This window comes from Zunongwangia atlantica 22II14-10F7 (assembly GCF_002094855.1).
Classification (GTDB): domain Bacteria; phylum Bacteroidota; class Bacteroidia; order Flavobacteriales; family Flavobacteriaceae; genus Zunongwangia; species Zunongwangia atlantica.
On the sequence record NZ_ARYN01000033.1, the window covers coordinates 1 to 15,425 of the forward strand.

A 15,425-nucleotide genomic window follows, 5' to 3' on the forward strand; every position below is an offset into this window, starting at 1 on the left:
TTTCAAGCCTGGAAGATACGCTGGATTTTGAAAAGAACGAATATGAGCGGATTTCTACGGAATTATCCAACACGATCAAAGAGGCAAAGATCTACCCGAAATGGGCGCTTGTTGTCTTCTTTGGGTCTCTAAGTTTGAATGTTATTGGTATAATATTTATACTTATTTATTAAAAATTTAAAGCTTTTTTTTTAAGAACGATAATTAATTCATTAAGCTTTCAAAAAACTCCATAAGATTATCATCATGTTCCAGGTTCAATTTTTTTCGCAACCTGTATCGTGCCGTTTCTACTCCTCTAATAGAAATTCCTAATAATGGAGCGATATCTTTATTGGACAATTCCATTTTAATGAATGCCGATAGTCGTAATTCTTTTTTAGAAAGATTAGGAATTTTGTGTTTCAGATTTATAAAGAACTCATGGTGAATACTTTCAAAATTATTATCAAAAACCTGCAAATATTGCTCATCAATATTGTTTCGATGCATTTTCTTAAAGATTTCAAGAATTTTTTGACTGGATTGTTTATTTTTAGAAATCTGTTTAAGTTCCTTTAAATCTTCCTGAAGTTGGTCGAAAAAATTCTTTTTATTAACTAATAGCATTGTGTAATTGGCTAATTCTTTACTTTTTTCAATAATATCTCGCTGTAGATGTTTTTTATCCTTTTCAATTTTCTCTTTATCCTGAACTAGTTTTAACTGGTTTATTTCTAGCTGAAGTAATTTATTTGCTCGTTGTTCTTTAAGTATAGATTTTTGATTTTCTTTTTTTATTTTTTTGGCAAGCAGTTGCTGTCCGGTTATAAGGAGTAATAGAAAAATTATCGCATAACCTACATAGGCCATACCACTTTGATACCATTTGGAACGTATATAAAATTGATAAGAAGCTATATTAGATTCATTGCCTAATACATTTTTACTTTTAACCTTAAACACATAATTACCAGGCGTTAATAAACTATATTCTTTAAAAGCCAAGTGCTGCCAACTAGACCAATCCTTATCTACATTTTCCAGCTTGTAGCTAAATTTTATATTTTGATTATTTACCATGGATGGCGTAGCAAAAGAGAATTTTATACTATTTAGGTTATTGGAAATCTCGACAATAGAATCTTTATCAACAGGAAGATTTACGGTATTTTGATCTCTGTTATAGGTGATCTTGGTAAAAAAAGTTTGCACTCCTTCTTGCCTAATGGTATTAGATAGATTATATAAGAATAGGCCGTTATGGGTGCCCACTAATAATCTATTTTCAGATAATGGCGTTATAGATTCCATTCCACGATTAAATGTGCCTTTGGTTTGAAGAAAAATATCGCTTTGTATTTTTGGATTATCTGAATTTGTTAGAAAATAACCCAGTTCATCGTCCTGAACTATCCAGGTTTTATCTTTAGCATCAATAATTGTTCTTGGATTTCTTGTCGTATCTATGAGCTTATTAAGTGGCTTATAAGGCTTAAATCTCTTGTCATACTCATCAAATTTATAAACCCCATTATTCGTAGAAAATACGGTTTCATCCTGCCATTTAAATACATTAATATTGAATTTTGCAGGTAACCCATTTTTCTCGGTAAAATGATCAATAGCAATCGCTCGTTCCAGTTGCTTATCCAGAGTTATCTTATACACTCCTTTATAACCATGACATATCCAAAATACATTAGGATTATGAGTTGCTAAAATATCCCTTGAAGATTCGTCAAAACCTTGTACTTTATTCCGTATGCCCCAATTGCCGCCTTCATTTTTCAGTATATAAATACCTTCGTAAGTACACACCAGATATGTATTAGGATAGTTTTTAAGCTTAATGGTTTTCCAAACCCCGTTAACACTTCCTATTTTTTCAGAAGAAAAACCATTGGTAAGTTTAAATAGACCTTTATCATGGTTAATAAAAAGTTCATCATTTAACTCATCAAAACTCCAGGCCTGGCCAGGGATGTCGTTTAATTTTTTAAATGAATTGGGATTGATCTCTTGATTAACCAAGGCTGAATAATATACCCCTTTATTGGTAGCTACATAAAAATAATCTTTATCCCAGTAGGTATCATAAACAGAAGCCTGATTAAAAATGGTGGTTCTTGGGCTGTTATAATTTAGAAATTCGAGTCCGCTATCCAATAAAGCCCATACATTACCATTACTTGTTTTATAAAGGTTTAAAACAGTTTTATCGTTTGCACTATTAATGTAACTTACCTGATACCCTTCCCCTTCCTTCTTTAATACTTTGATGCCCTCACTTAAAGTACCCAATAAAAAAATGCTATCATCTAAGCTTAAGACTGAAATAATTTGATCATTAGTATCTTCAAAAATCGACTGCTTAAGACTTAAAGATTTTTGATTGGTTTCAAAAATTTTACCGTTTGAGGTAATCAGATCAAAATCTTTAGATATATAAACAATGGAGTGATTACCCATAGCTTCAGCAGAAAAATATTCTGAAATCTGATTTTTATCAAGATTCAATTCATAAAGTCCTTCATTAGCATCCTGAACAAAATATCTGTCACCCACAACGAAAGATTTTATAAACGAATTTTTAGAAGGAATTTGAGTAACATTCCCATTTTCTAAAACAAATAATTTTTTGAAACTTCTAAAGATAACACGTTCCTTAATAACATCAATCTGCCAGATATTTTCGAAAGACAGATTCTGTAATTGCAAACTTTCTTTTAATGATATAAAACGGTAATCGCCGAATTCATTATGCTCTATATAACCTAACTCATTATAACCTCCTGCATAAATAGTTCCATCCACCCCTTTAGCCAAACTTCGTACCGAAGAAGAATTGGTTAAAGCTACGGTCGTCCAGTGGCTACCATCAAATATTACAATTCCGTCATTGTTTCCAAAATACATTACCGCTTCAGCATCTTCGGTTACACTCCAAAACTGGGTATCTGCATTGAAATCCTGCTGACTATAATAATCGATATTAGGATTTTTAGAAAGGTCTATTACCGGAGCTGGGGGTAAATTATTCTGAGCTGATATCGTATGATACTCACTAAAAAGTCCACAAAATAAGAATACAAATACTGCCAGATATTCAAAATCAAAGTCCTTAATCTTAAAATTTTTAGATTTCATGCATTAAAAATAACAAATACGGAATCAAAATTATATCAATAAAGCCTGCTAATATAGTTTTTACTGATTAAATAAGTATAAAAATTAAAAACTAATTCACTATTAATTAGTTATTTACAAAAATTGAAGTAGTAAAAAAGTAATGTTAATTTAATGTGAAGTATTTGAAATGTATTGTAAAACTTAAGCTTAAAAATATCGATTTATATTTTTCCATCATCATTTAAAACAAAAATCGAAATCGTTATAGTCTATTGCTTTGAAAATTTCGAATGAAATTTATCAAGAATGAAAACGATTGAAATTATTAAAATTTATAATATGGGATTAAAGAATTATTTACTTTTTTGTTTTTCCTTAATTGGATTTTATGCCTGGTCACAAAATGAGATTACAGGAACAGTTAAAGAAGAAGCTACGGGTTTACCTATACCCGGTGTAAATGTTATTGTAAAAGGAACAGGGAACGGCGTAGTCACAGATTTTGACGGAAATTATAGTATTAATGCGTCTTCTAACGACATTTTGGCTTTTTCTTATATCGGTTTTTTATCTCAAGAAATTACGGTAGGTAATAAAACTAGTATTAATGTAAGTTTAGCAGAAAATGCCGAAGCTTTATCCGAAATTATAGTTATTGGCTATGGTGCACAAAAAAGAGAAGATATTACCGGTGCAGTTGGGGTAATTAATGCTGAGGAAACTTTTGAGGATCGGCCTAACAATGATTTGGGATCATTAATACAGGGACAGGCCGCGGGTGTTCAGGTTTTAAAAAGTTCTGGAAAACCTTCTGCTGGTTTTAATATTAGGGTACGGGGAACCAGTTCTATAGATGGTAATAGTGACCCATTATATGTGATTGATGGTGTTCCTACACAGGATACACGATCTTTAAACCCATCGGATATTGAAAACATATCCATATTAAAAGATGCCTCCTCTGCCGCTATTTATGGTGCGCAGGGAGCTAATGGTGTTGTTTTAATCACCACGAAACAGGGCGAATCTGAAAAGGCAGCATTTCAGTTTGATTCCTATGTTGGTATTTCTGAAGTATGGAAAACTCAAAAAGTTTTAAATGCAGAACAGTACCGTGATTTAATGACCGAACTGGGGAGAAACACTGATTGGAGCCAGTACAACCAAAATACAGATTGGCAGGATAAAATTTTTGAACAAGGATTATCTCAAAATTATCAGTTAGCCGTTTCCGGAAATAATAATGGAACGCAATATTATATTTCTGGAGGTTACCTTAGTCAGGAAGGCGCGGTAAGAAGTGCAGAAATGGAGCGTTATAGTTTTAAAACCAATTTATCCAAAGAAATAAATAGCTGGATAAAAATTGGTACCAATATCAATTATACCCATTATACAGATGTAGATGTGACAGATAATGCTGCGGTTAATCAAGGTGGGGTTATATTAGGAGCATTGGCTACCCCTCCAAATATAGGGATATATAGAGAAGACGGTTCTTATACCAGTAACCCATTTCAGGATTGGGAAAATCCGTTTTCAAGTACAGATGCTGCAAATAGGAGATATAAAAACCAAAGATTATTGGGGAATATTTATACCGAAGTAGAATTCTTAAAAGACTTTACTTTTAAGACCAATTTCGGGATCGATTTTAATGCCGACCGTAATGATTACTTCTTGGATCCATTTACCACCAGTTACGGGCGTGCGACAAACGGTATTGGTCGTTATAATACAAATATTAATAATTATTTTATATGGGACAATACCCTTAGATATGACCACAGTTTTGGGGATCATAAACTGGAAGCCCTTGTAGGGAGCGTTTTTCAAAAAAATCGCTGGGAAAACAGTAGTATCGAAAGAAGAAATTTTGCCAGTGCAGAAATTACTACTCCGGGAGCAGGATCTGAAATTATAAGCGCGAATGCCGGTAAAAGCGAAAAAACAAATGCGTCGTTCATTTCTAGATTAAACTATGACTTCAAAAAAAGATACTTATTAACAGCCAACTTTAGAGCTGATGGTTCCAGTTCTTTTGGGCCTGCTAACAAATGGGGATATTTTCCATCCTTCTCAGCTGGATGGAGGATTTCCAGAGAGGCTTTCCTGGAAGATGTAGAAAATTTATCTGAACTAAAATTAAGAGCCGGCTGGGGGATCGTTGGTAACGACACCGGCGGTTATGCATACCTTGCAAGGGTAGGATCTGGAGGAAATTATCCTATTGGAGGGCAAACGATGCCCGGTACTTATCCCGCAACTATTGCAAATGAAGATTTAAAATGGGAAGAATCTGAGCAAACGAATATCGGTATAGATTTAGGTTTATACAACGGGAATATTACCTTTTCAGTAGATGCGTATATAAAAAAGAACTACGATCTTCTTCTAAATAATCCGCTACCAACCGGAACCGGATTTAGTTCTGCTATCCAAAACGTCGGAGAAATTCAAAACAAAGGATTGGAATTTCAACTAAATACAGTAAATATAACTACAGATAATTTCTCCTGGAGCACTTCTGCAAATCTTTCCTTAAATCGAAATGAAGCTAAATATATTGTTGGTCAGGTAATTACCCGAGGGGATGTGGCCAGTAGAGGAAATGTAAGTTTAATTAAAGAAGGAGAGGCCTTAGGTACATTTTATGGGTATCAATGGGGCGGTGTAGATCCACAAACGGGAGATGTTTATTACATCGATCAAAATGGCGAAAGTACATTTAATCCTACAGCAGAAGATCGACGAATTATTGGTGACCCTAATCCAGATTTTATCTATAGTTTGGGGAATACACTATACTATAAAGATTTCAGTTTAAACATTTTCTTACAGGGATCTCAGGGGAATGATATCTTCAATGCAACCCGTTTACAGATGGAAGCAATGGTGGACTCTAAAAACCAGTTAGCCTCTGTAAATAATAGATGGAGACAACCGGGAGATATTACTACGATCCCAAGAGCTTTAGAAGCTGACACCAAAAACTCAAGACTTTCAACAAACTATGTTGAGGATGGTTCATATTTAAGATTTAAAGCGATAAGCTTAAGCTATAATCTTCCCCCATCATTACTAAGTAAATTGAAGCTAAGCACATTGAAGCTTTACTTAACAGGTGAGAATTTAATTACGATAACAGATTATTCCGGTTTTGATCCTGAAGTTAATGCCTTTGGAGGGAATACAGCAGTACAGGGGGTAGACTTTGGTACTTACCCGCAAACCAGAAACGTAATTTTAGGAATGAATGTTAGATTTTAAAATTGATTATGATTATGAAAAATTTAAAGCAATACATAATGATTTCATTAGTAGCAGGAAGCTTGGTTTCCTGTAATGATGAACTGGACATAAAACCAATTTCTGAAGAAACAGCAGCCTCCGCCTACGCTACAGGTCCGCAAATACAGGCGGCATTAACAGGGGTTTATGAATCTTTTCAATCTTCAGATTATTATATATGGGATAGAGTGATCTATCAGGATGTTAGATCGGATAATCATTATGCAGGTGGTGACAATCCCGAAATTTATCAATTTGACCGTATAGATATCACACCCACAAACGGCAGGATTTACGGAATGTGGGGAAATGTTTATAACGCCATATCAAAAGCTAATGTCGTTTTGGAAAATGCGCCCTTAGTAGAAAATAGAATCACCGAAGAAGAACGTGAACAAATCTTAGGACAGGCTTATTTTTTACGTGCTTATCATTATTTTACCCTTGTAAAGAATTTTGGTGATGTACCATTATACCTGGAGTTTATAAGCACCACCGATCCTTCGGTAACAAGAAAACCAAGAGCTTCGGTAAACGAAGTGTATACCCAAATTATAGCCGATTTAGAGGAAGCTTTAACACGCTTACCCGATGATTACGGTAATGACGCCAGCGTAAACAAAGCCAGAGCCACAAAAGGCGCAGCCAATGCACTTTTAGCCAAAGTTTATGCACAAATGCCAGTGCCAGATTATAACAAAGTTTTAGAACACACCAACGCAGTAATTAACAGCCCTGCAGGATATACCTTACTAGCTAATTATGCCGAATTGTTTGACGGAAATCATTATAATAATTCAGAATCTATTTTAGAAATCCAGTTTTTAGGAGGCGACGAAGGAAACTGGGCGCCACAGATGCAATTACCGCCTTCTATTAGTGGTGACAGCTGGAGGAAATTTGTCACTCCGTCCAAAGATCTCGTGGCTGCTTTTGATGCCGAAGGTGATAACATTCGTAAAAATGCAACCGTACTTTTTGAAAAAGTTTCCTGGATCGATGAGTATTGGGGAAATGCCCCTAACAGTAGTGTTGCTTTTGCATATAAATGGAAAAATGCCAGCGCCTGGGCAAGCGCGGATAATGAATACTTACTTCGCTTAGCTGATATTATATTACTAAAAGCCGAAGCTTTAAACGAATTAGGGCAAACAGACCAAGCTGTAGAACTAATAAATATCATTAGAAATCGAGTTGAATTAGAGCCATTCACTGTAGGAGAAACAGCCTCGCAAAATACAGTGAGGAACGCTATTTTAAAAGAGCGTCGATTAGAACTTGCTCAAGAAGCGAAACGTTGGGATGATTTAATTAGATATAACAAAGCTATTGAAGTTATGAATAGTGTAGATGATATCGATCTAAGTACCGGCCAACCTGTAAAATACAGTGTAACCGAAAAAGATCTGTTATTACCGATTCCCCAAAACGAGATCGATAGAAACCCTAATCTTACACAAAATCCTGGATACTAAAATGAAGAAGATATTAATAACTATAGTAATTGCAGCTTCGTTAATTGCATGTTCAAACGATGATCATAAAAGCTATCCGCCACCAACTACCGGCGGTAGCGGTAACGAAGTTGGTACCGCACAAGTTTGGGTCACCAGTGGCGATGAGAGCAGGCTACTTTCAGCACAAGACAACCTAAGTATTATCGATAATAACGAAACTTCTTATCCTTCAATTACAATTAATGAAGATGAGCAAATGCAGGAAATAGAAGGTTTTGGAGCAGCCTTAACCGGTTCATCTGCTTATTTAATTAATAATCTAAGTGCTTCTCAAAAAAACAGTTTACTTTCAGATTTGTTTGATCCGGAAAGTGGAGCAGGAATGAGTTATATAAGACTAACCATAGGTGCATCCGATTTTTCCTTAGAAGATTTTACTTACAATGATATGCCGCAAGGACAGGAAGATCCCAATCTGGAGAATTTTTCTATTGCGCATGACGAAATGCATGTAATTCCCGTAGCAAAGCATATTTTAAGCATTAATCCAGAAGTTAAATTTATGGGAAGTCCTTGGAGTGCACCAGCCTGGATGAAAGATAATGAAAGTTTATACGGGGGAAAATTAGAAGCACAGTGGTATTCTACCTATGCTAATTATTTTGTGAAGTACATTCAGGCTTTTGAAACTCACAGTATTACCATCGATGCAATTACTCCGCAAAACGAACCTTTACATACAGCGGGTTATCCCACGATGCATATGGAAGCTCAGGAGCAAGCTAACTTTATAAGAAGTACCTTAGGTCCTGCTTTTGAAGAAGCAAATATTTCAACAAAAATAATCGCATACGATCATAATTTTGATGAACCGGGTTATCCAATGACCATTTTAGATGATTCACAAGCTAATCCTTACGTTTCAGGAAGTGCCTTTCATGCCTATGCAGGAGATGTAAGTGCGATGTCACAAGTTCATAATGCTTACCCGGATAAAGGACTTTATTTTACTGAGATTTCCGGCGGGGAATGGAGTACCGATTTTTCCAGCAACCTAAGATGGTATGTTCAGAATATTTTGATGGGCTCTACCAAAAACTGGTCTAAAAGCGCTTTGTTTTGGAATTTGGCCCTTAATGAAAATCATGGCCCTACGAATAACGGTTGCTCTGATTGTAGAGGGGTGGTGACCATTAATTCTTCAGGAGAAATTGAAAAAAACGAAGAATACTATGCAATAGCTCATTTTTCAAAATTTGTAAGACCGGGTGCACATCGAATTGGTTCCTCAAACTTTCCTGACAATTCAGGATTATCGGGGGTTGCATTTAAAAATCCTGATGGGAGCAAGGTCTTAATAGTACTTAATGAAACCCCAACCTCAAAGACATTTTCTGTGATTATGGAAGAAAATAGATTTGATTATAGCCTTTCTTCAGAAAGTGTAGCCACCATAACCTGGGAATAAACTAAAATTTTAGAAAAATGAAAAAATATTATATATACCTAGTTATTTGTTTATCGGTTTTCGGTTTTTTCAGCTGTGAAAACGATGATAATTTAGATCCTATTGGAAACTGGGAATTATCCCAGCCGGAATTAATTTCGCCTGAAGAAAATGGAGAAATTTTACTTCAGGAAGACCGGGCTAATGAAAATTTTTATTTTGAATGGCAAGAAGCGGTTTCAACTGCAGGATTTCAGGTTCGTTATGAACTTCAAATAGATACCTTGGGAAGTACAGATCACGATTCACCTATCCTGAGTCTTACCTCAGATAATAATGGGAAAGCAACTTCAGCAAGTATTCAGGCATCAGATTTAGATTTAGCTTTATCGTATGCAGGTTATACAGCTAATGAATCCTCGGAATTAGAATGGACCGTAGTGGCGATTTGTCAGGATACAAAAGCCTACGCCACCCGAGCAATCACTGTAACTCGATTTGAAAATGAATACGTACCTAATCAATTGTTTATGGGTGGAAGTGCCACCGAAGTAGGTACTGATATTTCAGCAGTAATTCCTTTGCGTCATTTACAAAATGCCTCAGGAGCGTCCACTTATATTTTTGAAGCCTATACTTCTTTAGAAGCAGGACAAACTTTCAGTTTATATAGTAACCAGGAATTACCTACGCATATCTATGGCGGAGGGGAAGGAACTATCGAAAAGAATGGAAATCCAATTGCTGTAGAAGAAAGTGGGCAATATAGAATAACCGTAAACTTAAACGACAACACCTATTCACTTTGGAAAATAGAGCATTGGAGTATCGTAGGAAGCGTCATTCCAGATGGTTGGAATGGCGATGAGCCTTTAGAATATATTGGTAATGGTGTTTGGGAAACCACTATATTTTTAACAGTGCCTAACGGAGAAACCGCTGGAGGTTTTGTATTTAGGGCCAACCAGGACTGGGGACATTTATTAAAAAGAATCCAAGGAACTTCCAACGAGCTTTATATGGAATCTCAAGCCGGGGAGGCAGGGATTAATATCGAAGATATTCCCTTAAATAATTCAGGGGAATTTACGGTAAGCTTAGATTTATCTGGTGATACCTACACTTATACTTTAGAAAGTAATTTAAGTGCTCCTTCAGAAACCCCATCAAGTTTGTTTTTATTAGAAAACGGAACTTCTATTGCTGAACTTAGCTTAGATGCTGATACATTTACTTCAGAATACCTTCCACTTCAAGCAGGGGTAAGCTATTCCCTAAATAGTGCTCAAGATGGTTCAGGTACTTCCTATTTTACTTCGAGTATCATTGGCGCTACCGATAGTCCTGATGGTGATAGTGTTACTGCCGGAATTTCTTTTCTAGAAGGTGAAGGCGAGTTTAGTGTAGATCACGATCAAGCTTATAAACTGACTTTCAATTTTGCAACAGGAAGTGGTAGTTGGCAATATTACAACCTTAAACTTTTTCAATGGGATCCAAGTAATTGGGACGGGCGTAATGAATACGCAATGACTTATGTGCATCCTATGCAATTTACCACGACCCAAAATTTAGAAGCAGGATATAACTTAAAATTTAATTCACCCTGGGATGTACAGTTTGGTACACCGGAAGGTGGAGACAATTCTGTAATGAGCGGAAACTTAGCGAACGGCGGTGGAGATTTGAATCCAATCACACAAACCGGAAGCTATCAAGCCATTTTAAACTTCGATTCTACATACTCGAATGCGACTTTCGAAATTACAGCAGAATAAATAAATATCACTAACTTTTCTAAGCAGATGATCTTAGCCAGTCATCTGCTTAGGTATTTTTAAAAAAAATATGAAAAAAATACTTCATAAATGCATCGGGATTTCTTTAGGTATTGCAATGTTATCGACCTTTAGTTCTTGCATTGGCGATTCTAAAGCAAATTCTTCCGAAGAAAAAAATAAAAGCTTAGGCAATGTTTATATTACCACGTTCGATCAAGAAAAACTTTTAGCTGAAAGTGAGATCACAAATTCTGAAACTCAGAATGCTGAACAATTATCGGTTATTAAAATTGATGCTGACAAAACCTACCAAACGATGGATGGTTTTGGTTATACTTTAACCGGTGGTAGCGCAATGCATATTCACCAAATGTCAGATAAAGCTCGTCAAGATTTATTACAAGAACTCTTTGCACGAGATACCAATAGCATTGGCGTAAGTTATTTAAGAATAAGTATTGGCGCTTCAGATCTAGATGCAGCACCATTTTCTTATAACGATCTACCGGAAGGCGAAATCGATAAAAATTTAGAGCATTTCTCTTTGGCAAATGATACACTTCATTTGATTCCGGTGCTAAAAGAAATCATTAAAATTCAACCTGATATTAAAATTTTAGGTTCTCCTTGGTCTCCACCAAAATGGATGAAAACTAATAACGATACCCGCGGCGGAAGTTTAAAAGAAGAATTTTACGATAGTTATGCCAATTACTTCGTAAAATATATTGAAGCGATGAAGGCTGAAGGAATTACCATCGATGCCATTACTGTACAAAATGAACCTTTGCATCCCGGCAACAATCCAAGTTTATTGATGGAAGCTGAACAACAAAAGGATTTTGTAAAAAATCATTTAGGGCCAATTTTCGAAGAAAATAATATCGAAACAAAGATCATTGTGTACGATCACAATGCCGATCGTCCCGATTATCCTATCACGATCTTAAACGATTCTGTAGCGGCAAAATATATCGATGGTTCTGCATTTCATTTATATGGTGGTGAGGTTGATGCGATTTCAAAAGTTCACGAAGCACATCCCGATAAAAACTTATATTTCACCGAACAATGGGTAGGAGCTCCAGGCGATTTTGCTAAAGAAATGAATTGGCATACCGAAAACCTAATAATCGGTGCGACTAGAAATTGGTGTAAAACTGTTTTAGAGTGGAATGTTGCTGCAGACGAAAATCAACAACCGCATACCGATCGAGGTGGTTGTGATCGCTGCTTAGGTGCAATAACCATTGAAGGAGATGAGGTTACCAGAGAACCTGCGTATTACATTATAGCGCAAGCTTCAAAATTTGTAACGCCCGGTTCAGTTAGAATCGAATCTAATTTACTGGAAGAATTACCCAATGTTGCTTTTAAAACTCCAGAAGGTAAAATTGTAGTGATTGTTCAGAATAAAAATAAAAAAGCGCAATCATTTCAACTTCAATTAGAAAATGAAATATTTGAAGTGAAATTACCGGCAGAATCGGTTGGTACGTTTGTTATTTAAAAATCCCCAAAACTATAAACTTTATGAAATTATATTCACTATTTCTGGGAGTGTTTTTGCACTTCGGAAATTTTGCTCAGGCGCAATTAAATAGTACTGCGCACGATCAAGAGATCGAGTCGTTAATCAATAAAATGACGATTGAAGAAAAAGTCGGACAGATGACGCAGATCACGCTCGATGTGATCACTAAAGGAGACGATATTTATTCGAGTTACGAGCCTTTTGAGTTAGATCAAGATTCGTTAAACAAAGCTTTAATCGATCATCATATTGGTTCGGTGTTGAATACGGCGAACAACCGTGCATTAACGCCCCAAAAATGGTATTCTTTAATTAGCCAAATTCAAGAAACTGCATTAAAAGATCGATTAGAAATTCCGGTAATTTATGGAGTAGATATGATTCACGGAGCGACTTATACGGTGGGAGCTACGATGTTTCCGCAACAAATTGGTCAGGCCGCAACTAGAAATCGCGACTTAGTAAAAAGAGGGGCAGAAATCACAGCTTACGAAACGAGAGCGAGCAGCATTTCTTGGAACTTCTCTCCGGTATTAGACTTAGGAATGGATCCTCGATTTCCTAGAATTTGGGAATCTTTTGGTGAAGATCCTTATTTAATTTCAGAATTAGGCGTAGAAATGATCGATGGTTACGAAGGTGAAGATAATGACCTTTCGAATCCGGAACACGTTGCGAGTTCTTTAAAGCACTTTTTAGGTTATCATGCGGCTACTTCAGGAAAAGATAGAACACCTTCTTACATTCCTACTTCAGCTTTACGCGAATATCATTTGCCTCAGTTCAAAGCTGCTGTCGAAGCCGGAGCGCACACAATTATGGTAAATAGCGGAATCATTAACGGAATTCCTGTTCACGCCAATAAAAATTTATTGACGGGCTTATTAAAAGAAGAATTAAACTTTAAAGGTTTAGTCGTAACCGATTGGGCAGATATAGAAAATCTCCACCGTCGTGATCGCGTTGCTAAAGATGATAAAGAAGCAGTGATGATGGCCATTAATGCCGGTGTCGATATGTCGATGGTTCCTTATAAATACGAAGTTTTTTACAATAGTTTGGTAGAATTGATAAAAGAAGGAAAGGTAAAAGAAGAACGAATCGATGATGCGGTAAGAAGAATTTTACGCGTGAAATTTGCGTTGAATTTATTTGAACATCCAACCACCAACCCAAAAGATTATCCTGAATTTGGAAGTAAAGATTTTGAAAATGCAGCATACAAGACCGCAGCAGAATCGATTACTTTACTAAAAAATGAAGAAAATATTCTTCCGCTTAAAAAGAATGCAAAGATTTTAGTAACCGGTCCTAACGCTAATAATATGCGAACGTTGAATGGAGCGTGGACGTACTCTTGGCAAGGTGAAAAAACTCCGGAATATGCGCAAGACTACAACACAATTTTGGAAGCACTTCAAGAAAAAGGAAAGAAAAAGAACGTGACTTACGTTCCCGGAGTGAGCTATAAAATGGATGGGAAATATTATGAGCAAGCTCCAGATCAACTAGAGAAAGTAGTTTCAGAAGCTAAAAAAGCAGATGTGGTGATTTTGTGTTTAGGTGAAAATACTTATACCGAAAAACCGGGAGATTTAAACGATTTGTATTTAAATGAACATCAGGTTGAATTAGCTGAAAAAGTTGCAGCTACAGGAACACCGGTAATTCTAGTTTTAAATGAAGGTCGACCAAGAATTATAAGTAAGATCGAACCAGCAATGAAAGCGGTTGTACAAACCTATTTACCAGGTAATTTTGGTGGTGATGCCTTGGCAGATATTTTATTTGGAGAAGTGAATCCTTCCGGGAAGTTACCTTATACTTATCCAAGATATCCAAATGCGACGATCGGTTACATTCATAAACCTTCTGAAGAACAAAAGAAAGCGGAAGGGGTTTATAATTATGAAGCTGATTACAATCCGCAATATCGATTTGGAGATGGTTTAAGTTATACCACTTTTAAATATTCAGATTTAAAAATTAATACAACTGAGATTGGAGCAAGAGAGAAACTACAAGTTTCAGTAAAAGTGACGAATACCGGAGATAGAAAAGGAAAAGAGGTTGTTGAACTGTATACTTCAGACTTGTATGCGAGTAAAATAACTCCGGATGTTAAGCGACTTAGAAGATTTACGAAGATCGAATTAGAGCCTGACGCTTCTAAAACGGTTAACTTTACAATTTCAACAGACGATCTAAAATATGCCGATCAAAATGGTGAAAGTATTCTTGAAGCTGGTGAGTTTAAAATAATGATCAAAGATCTAGAAGAAAGTTTTTTTGTAAAATAATAAAATATTAAATATATCGAATTAAAAAAAGGCAGATTTTCAATCTGCCTTTTTTCATGGGTCTGTAAATTAAACTCTGTCTGATGTTTCAATTCCACTGGGGCTAGCCCCAGTGGAATTCGCGTTTATGGCCAGCGGTATCCGGTCTCCAAATTTAATATAAAATTGCTGAATCGTAAGGCTCCAATTATGCAAAGGAGCGGTCCATTTCTTCTCAATGTTTCTTGTAGCCAGGTAGACCAGCTTGAGCAGCGACATATCATTTGTAAATGCACCTTTGGTCTTGGTAACTTTCCTGATCTGGCGATGGAAGCCCTCTACAGCATTGGTGGTGTAAATAATCTTTCTAATGGGCTCTGTATATTCAAAATACTGAGATAGCTGCTCCCAGTTACGCTGCCAGCTTTCAATGACCACAGGATATTTACTTCCCCATTTCTCTTCCAGGTTCAATAGTTGATCTTCGGCTACATCTTTGGTAACGGCTCTATACACTTTCTTCAG

The 15,425-nt window shown here is 36.0% G+C and carries 8 protein-coding genes; 6 read left to right on the plus strand and 2 right to left on the minus strand.

What is annotated here, in order from left to right; all coding sequences use genetic code 11:
• Positions 1-204: 204 nt before the first annotated feature.
• Positions 205-3,129 (minus strand): triple tyrosine motif-containing protein, encoded by a 2,925-nt coding sequence (locus tag IIF7_RS19940; RefSeq protein ID WP_084843451.1) that lies wholly within the window; start codon positions 3,127-3,129, stop codon positions 205-207.
• Positions 3,130-3,417: 288 nt separating this feature from the next.
• Between IIF7_RS19940 and IIF7_RS19945 the strand changes: the two genes are divergently transcribed.
• The 6 genes from IIF7_RS19945 to IIF7_RS19970 all read left to right on the plus strand — a co-directional run bounded on the left by IIF7_RS19945 (position 3,418) and on the right by IIF7_RS19970 (position 14,921).
• Positions 3,418-6,381, plus strand: coding sequence for a SusC/RagA family TonB-linked outer membrane protein (locus IIF7_RS19945; RefSeq protein WP_084843452.1), 2,964 nt, complete (start codon positions 3,418-3,420; stop codon positions 6,379-6,381).
• A gap of 14 nt (positions 6,382-6,395) precedes the next feature.
• Positions 6,396-7,877: a RagB/SusD family nutrient uptake outer membrane protein gene (locus IIF7_RS19950; protein WP_245801685.1), complete on the plus strand. Its 1,482-nt coding sequence runs from the start codon at positions 6,396-6,398 to the stop codon at positions 7,875-7,877.
• A gap of 1 nt (position 7,878) precedes the next feature.
• Entirely contained in the window at positions 7,879-9,327 is a 1,449-nt protein-coding gene (locus IIF7_RS19955; protein WP_084843454.1) for a glycoside hydrolase family 30 protein, read from the plus strand.
• Between the two features lie 17 nt (positions 9,328-9,344).
• Complete coding sequence (locus tag IIF7_RS19960) at positions 9,345-11,084, plus strand: SusE domain-containing protein (RefSeq protein ID WP_084843455.1); 1,740 nt, start codon at positions 9,345-9,347, stop codon at positions 11,082-11,084.
• A 70-nt stretch (positions 11,085-11,154) separates the two neighbouring features.
• Positions 11,155-12,597 carry a glycoside hydrolase family 30 protein gene (locus IIF7_RS19965; protein ID WP_084843456.1) on the plus strand — a complete coding sequence of 481 codons (1,443 nt, stop codon included), beginning with the start codon at positions 11,155-11,157 and terminating at the stop codon, positions 12,595-12,597.
• Between the two features lie 23 nt (positions 12,598-12,620).
• A complete protein-coding gene (locus IIF7_RS19970; RefSeq protein ID WP_084843457.1) occupies positions 12,621-14,921 on the plus strand; it encodes a glycoside hydrolase family 3 N-terminal domain-containing protein in 2,301 nt (766 codons plus the stop codon).
• 69 nt (positions 14,922-14,990) lie between these two features.
• Here the strand turns inward: IIF7_RS19970 and IIF7_RS19975 are convergent.
• A partial coding sequence (locus tag IIF7_RS19975) for a transposase (protein WP_139801387.1) occupies positions 14,991-15,425 on the minus strand: 435 nt, incomplete at its 5' end.

What these genes read in the sequence shown, in the direction of transcription:
- IIF7_RS19965 (WP_084843456.1), top strand. Translation starts at nt 11,155, where the DNA reads ATGAAAAAAATACTTCATAAATGCATCGGGATTTCTTTAGGTATTGCA.
- IIF7_RS19955 (WP_084843454.1), top strand. Translation starts at nt 7,879, where the DNA reads ATGAAGAAGATATTAATAACTATAGTAATTGCAGCTTCGTTAATTGCA.
- IIF7_RS19940 (WP_084843451.1), bottom strand. Translation starts at nt 3,129, where the DNA reads ATGAAATCTAAAAATTTTAAGATTAAGGACTTTGATTTTGAATATCTG.
- IIF7_RS19945 (WP_084843452.1), top strand. Translation starts at nt 3,418, where the DNA reads ATGAAAACGATTGAAATTATTAAAATTTATAATATGGGATTAAAGAAT.
- IIF7_RS19970 (WP_084843457.1), top strand. Translation starts at nt 12,621, where the DNA reads ATGAAATTATATTCACTATTTCTGGGAGTGTTTTTGCACTTCGGAAAT.
- IIF7_RS19950 (WP_245801685.1), top strand. Translation starts at nt 6,396, where the DNA reads ATGAAAAATTTAAAGCAATACATAATGATTTCATTAGTAGCAGGAAGC.
- IIF7_RS19960 (WP_084843455.1), top strand. Translation starts at nt 9,345, where the DNA reads ATGAAAAAATATTATATATACCTAGTTATTTGTTTATCGGTTTTCGGT.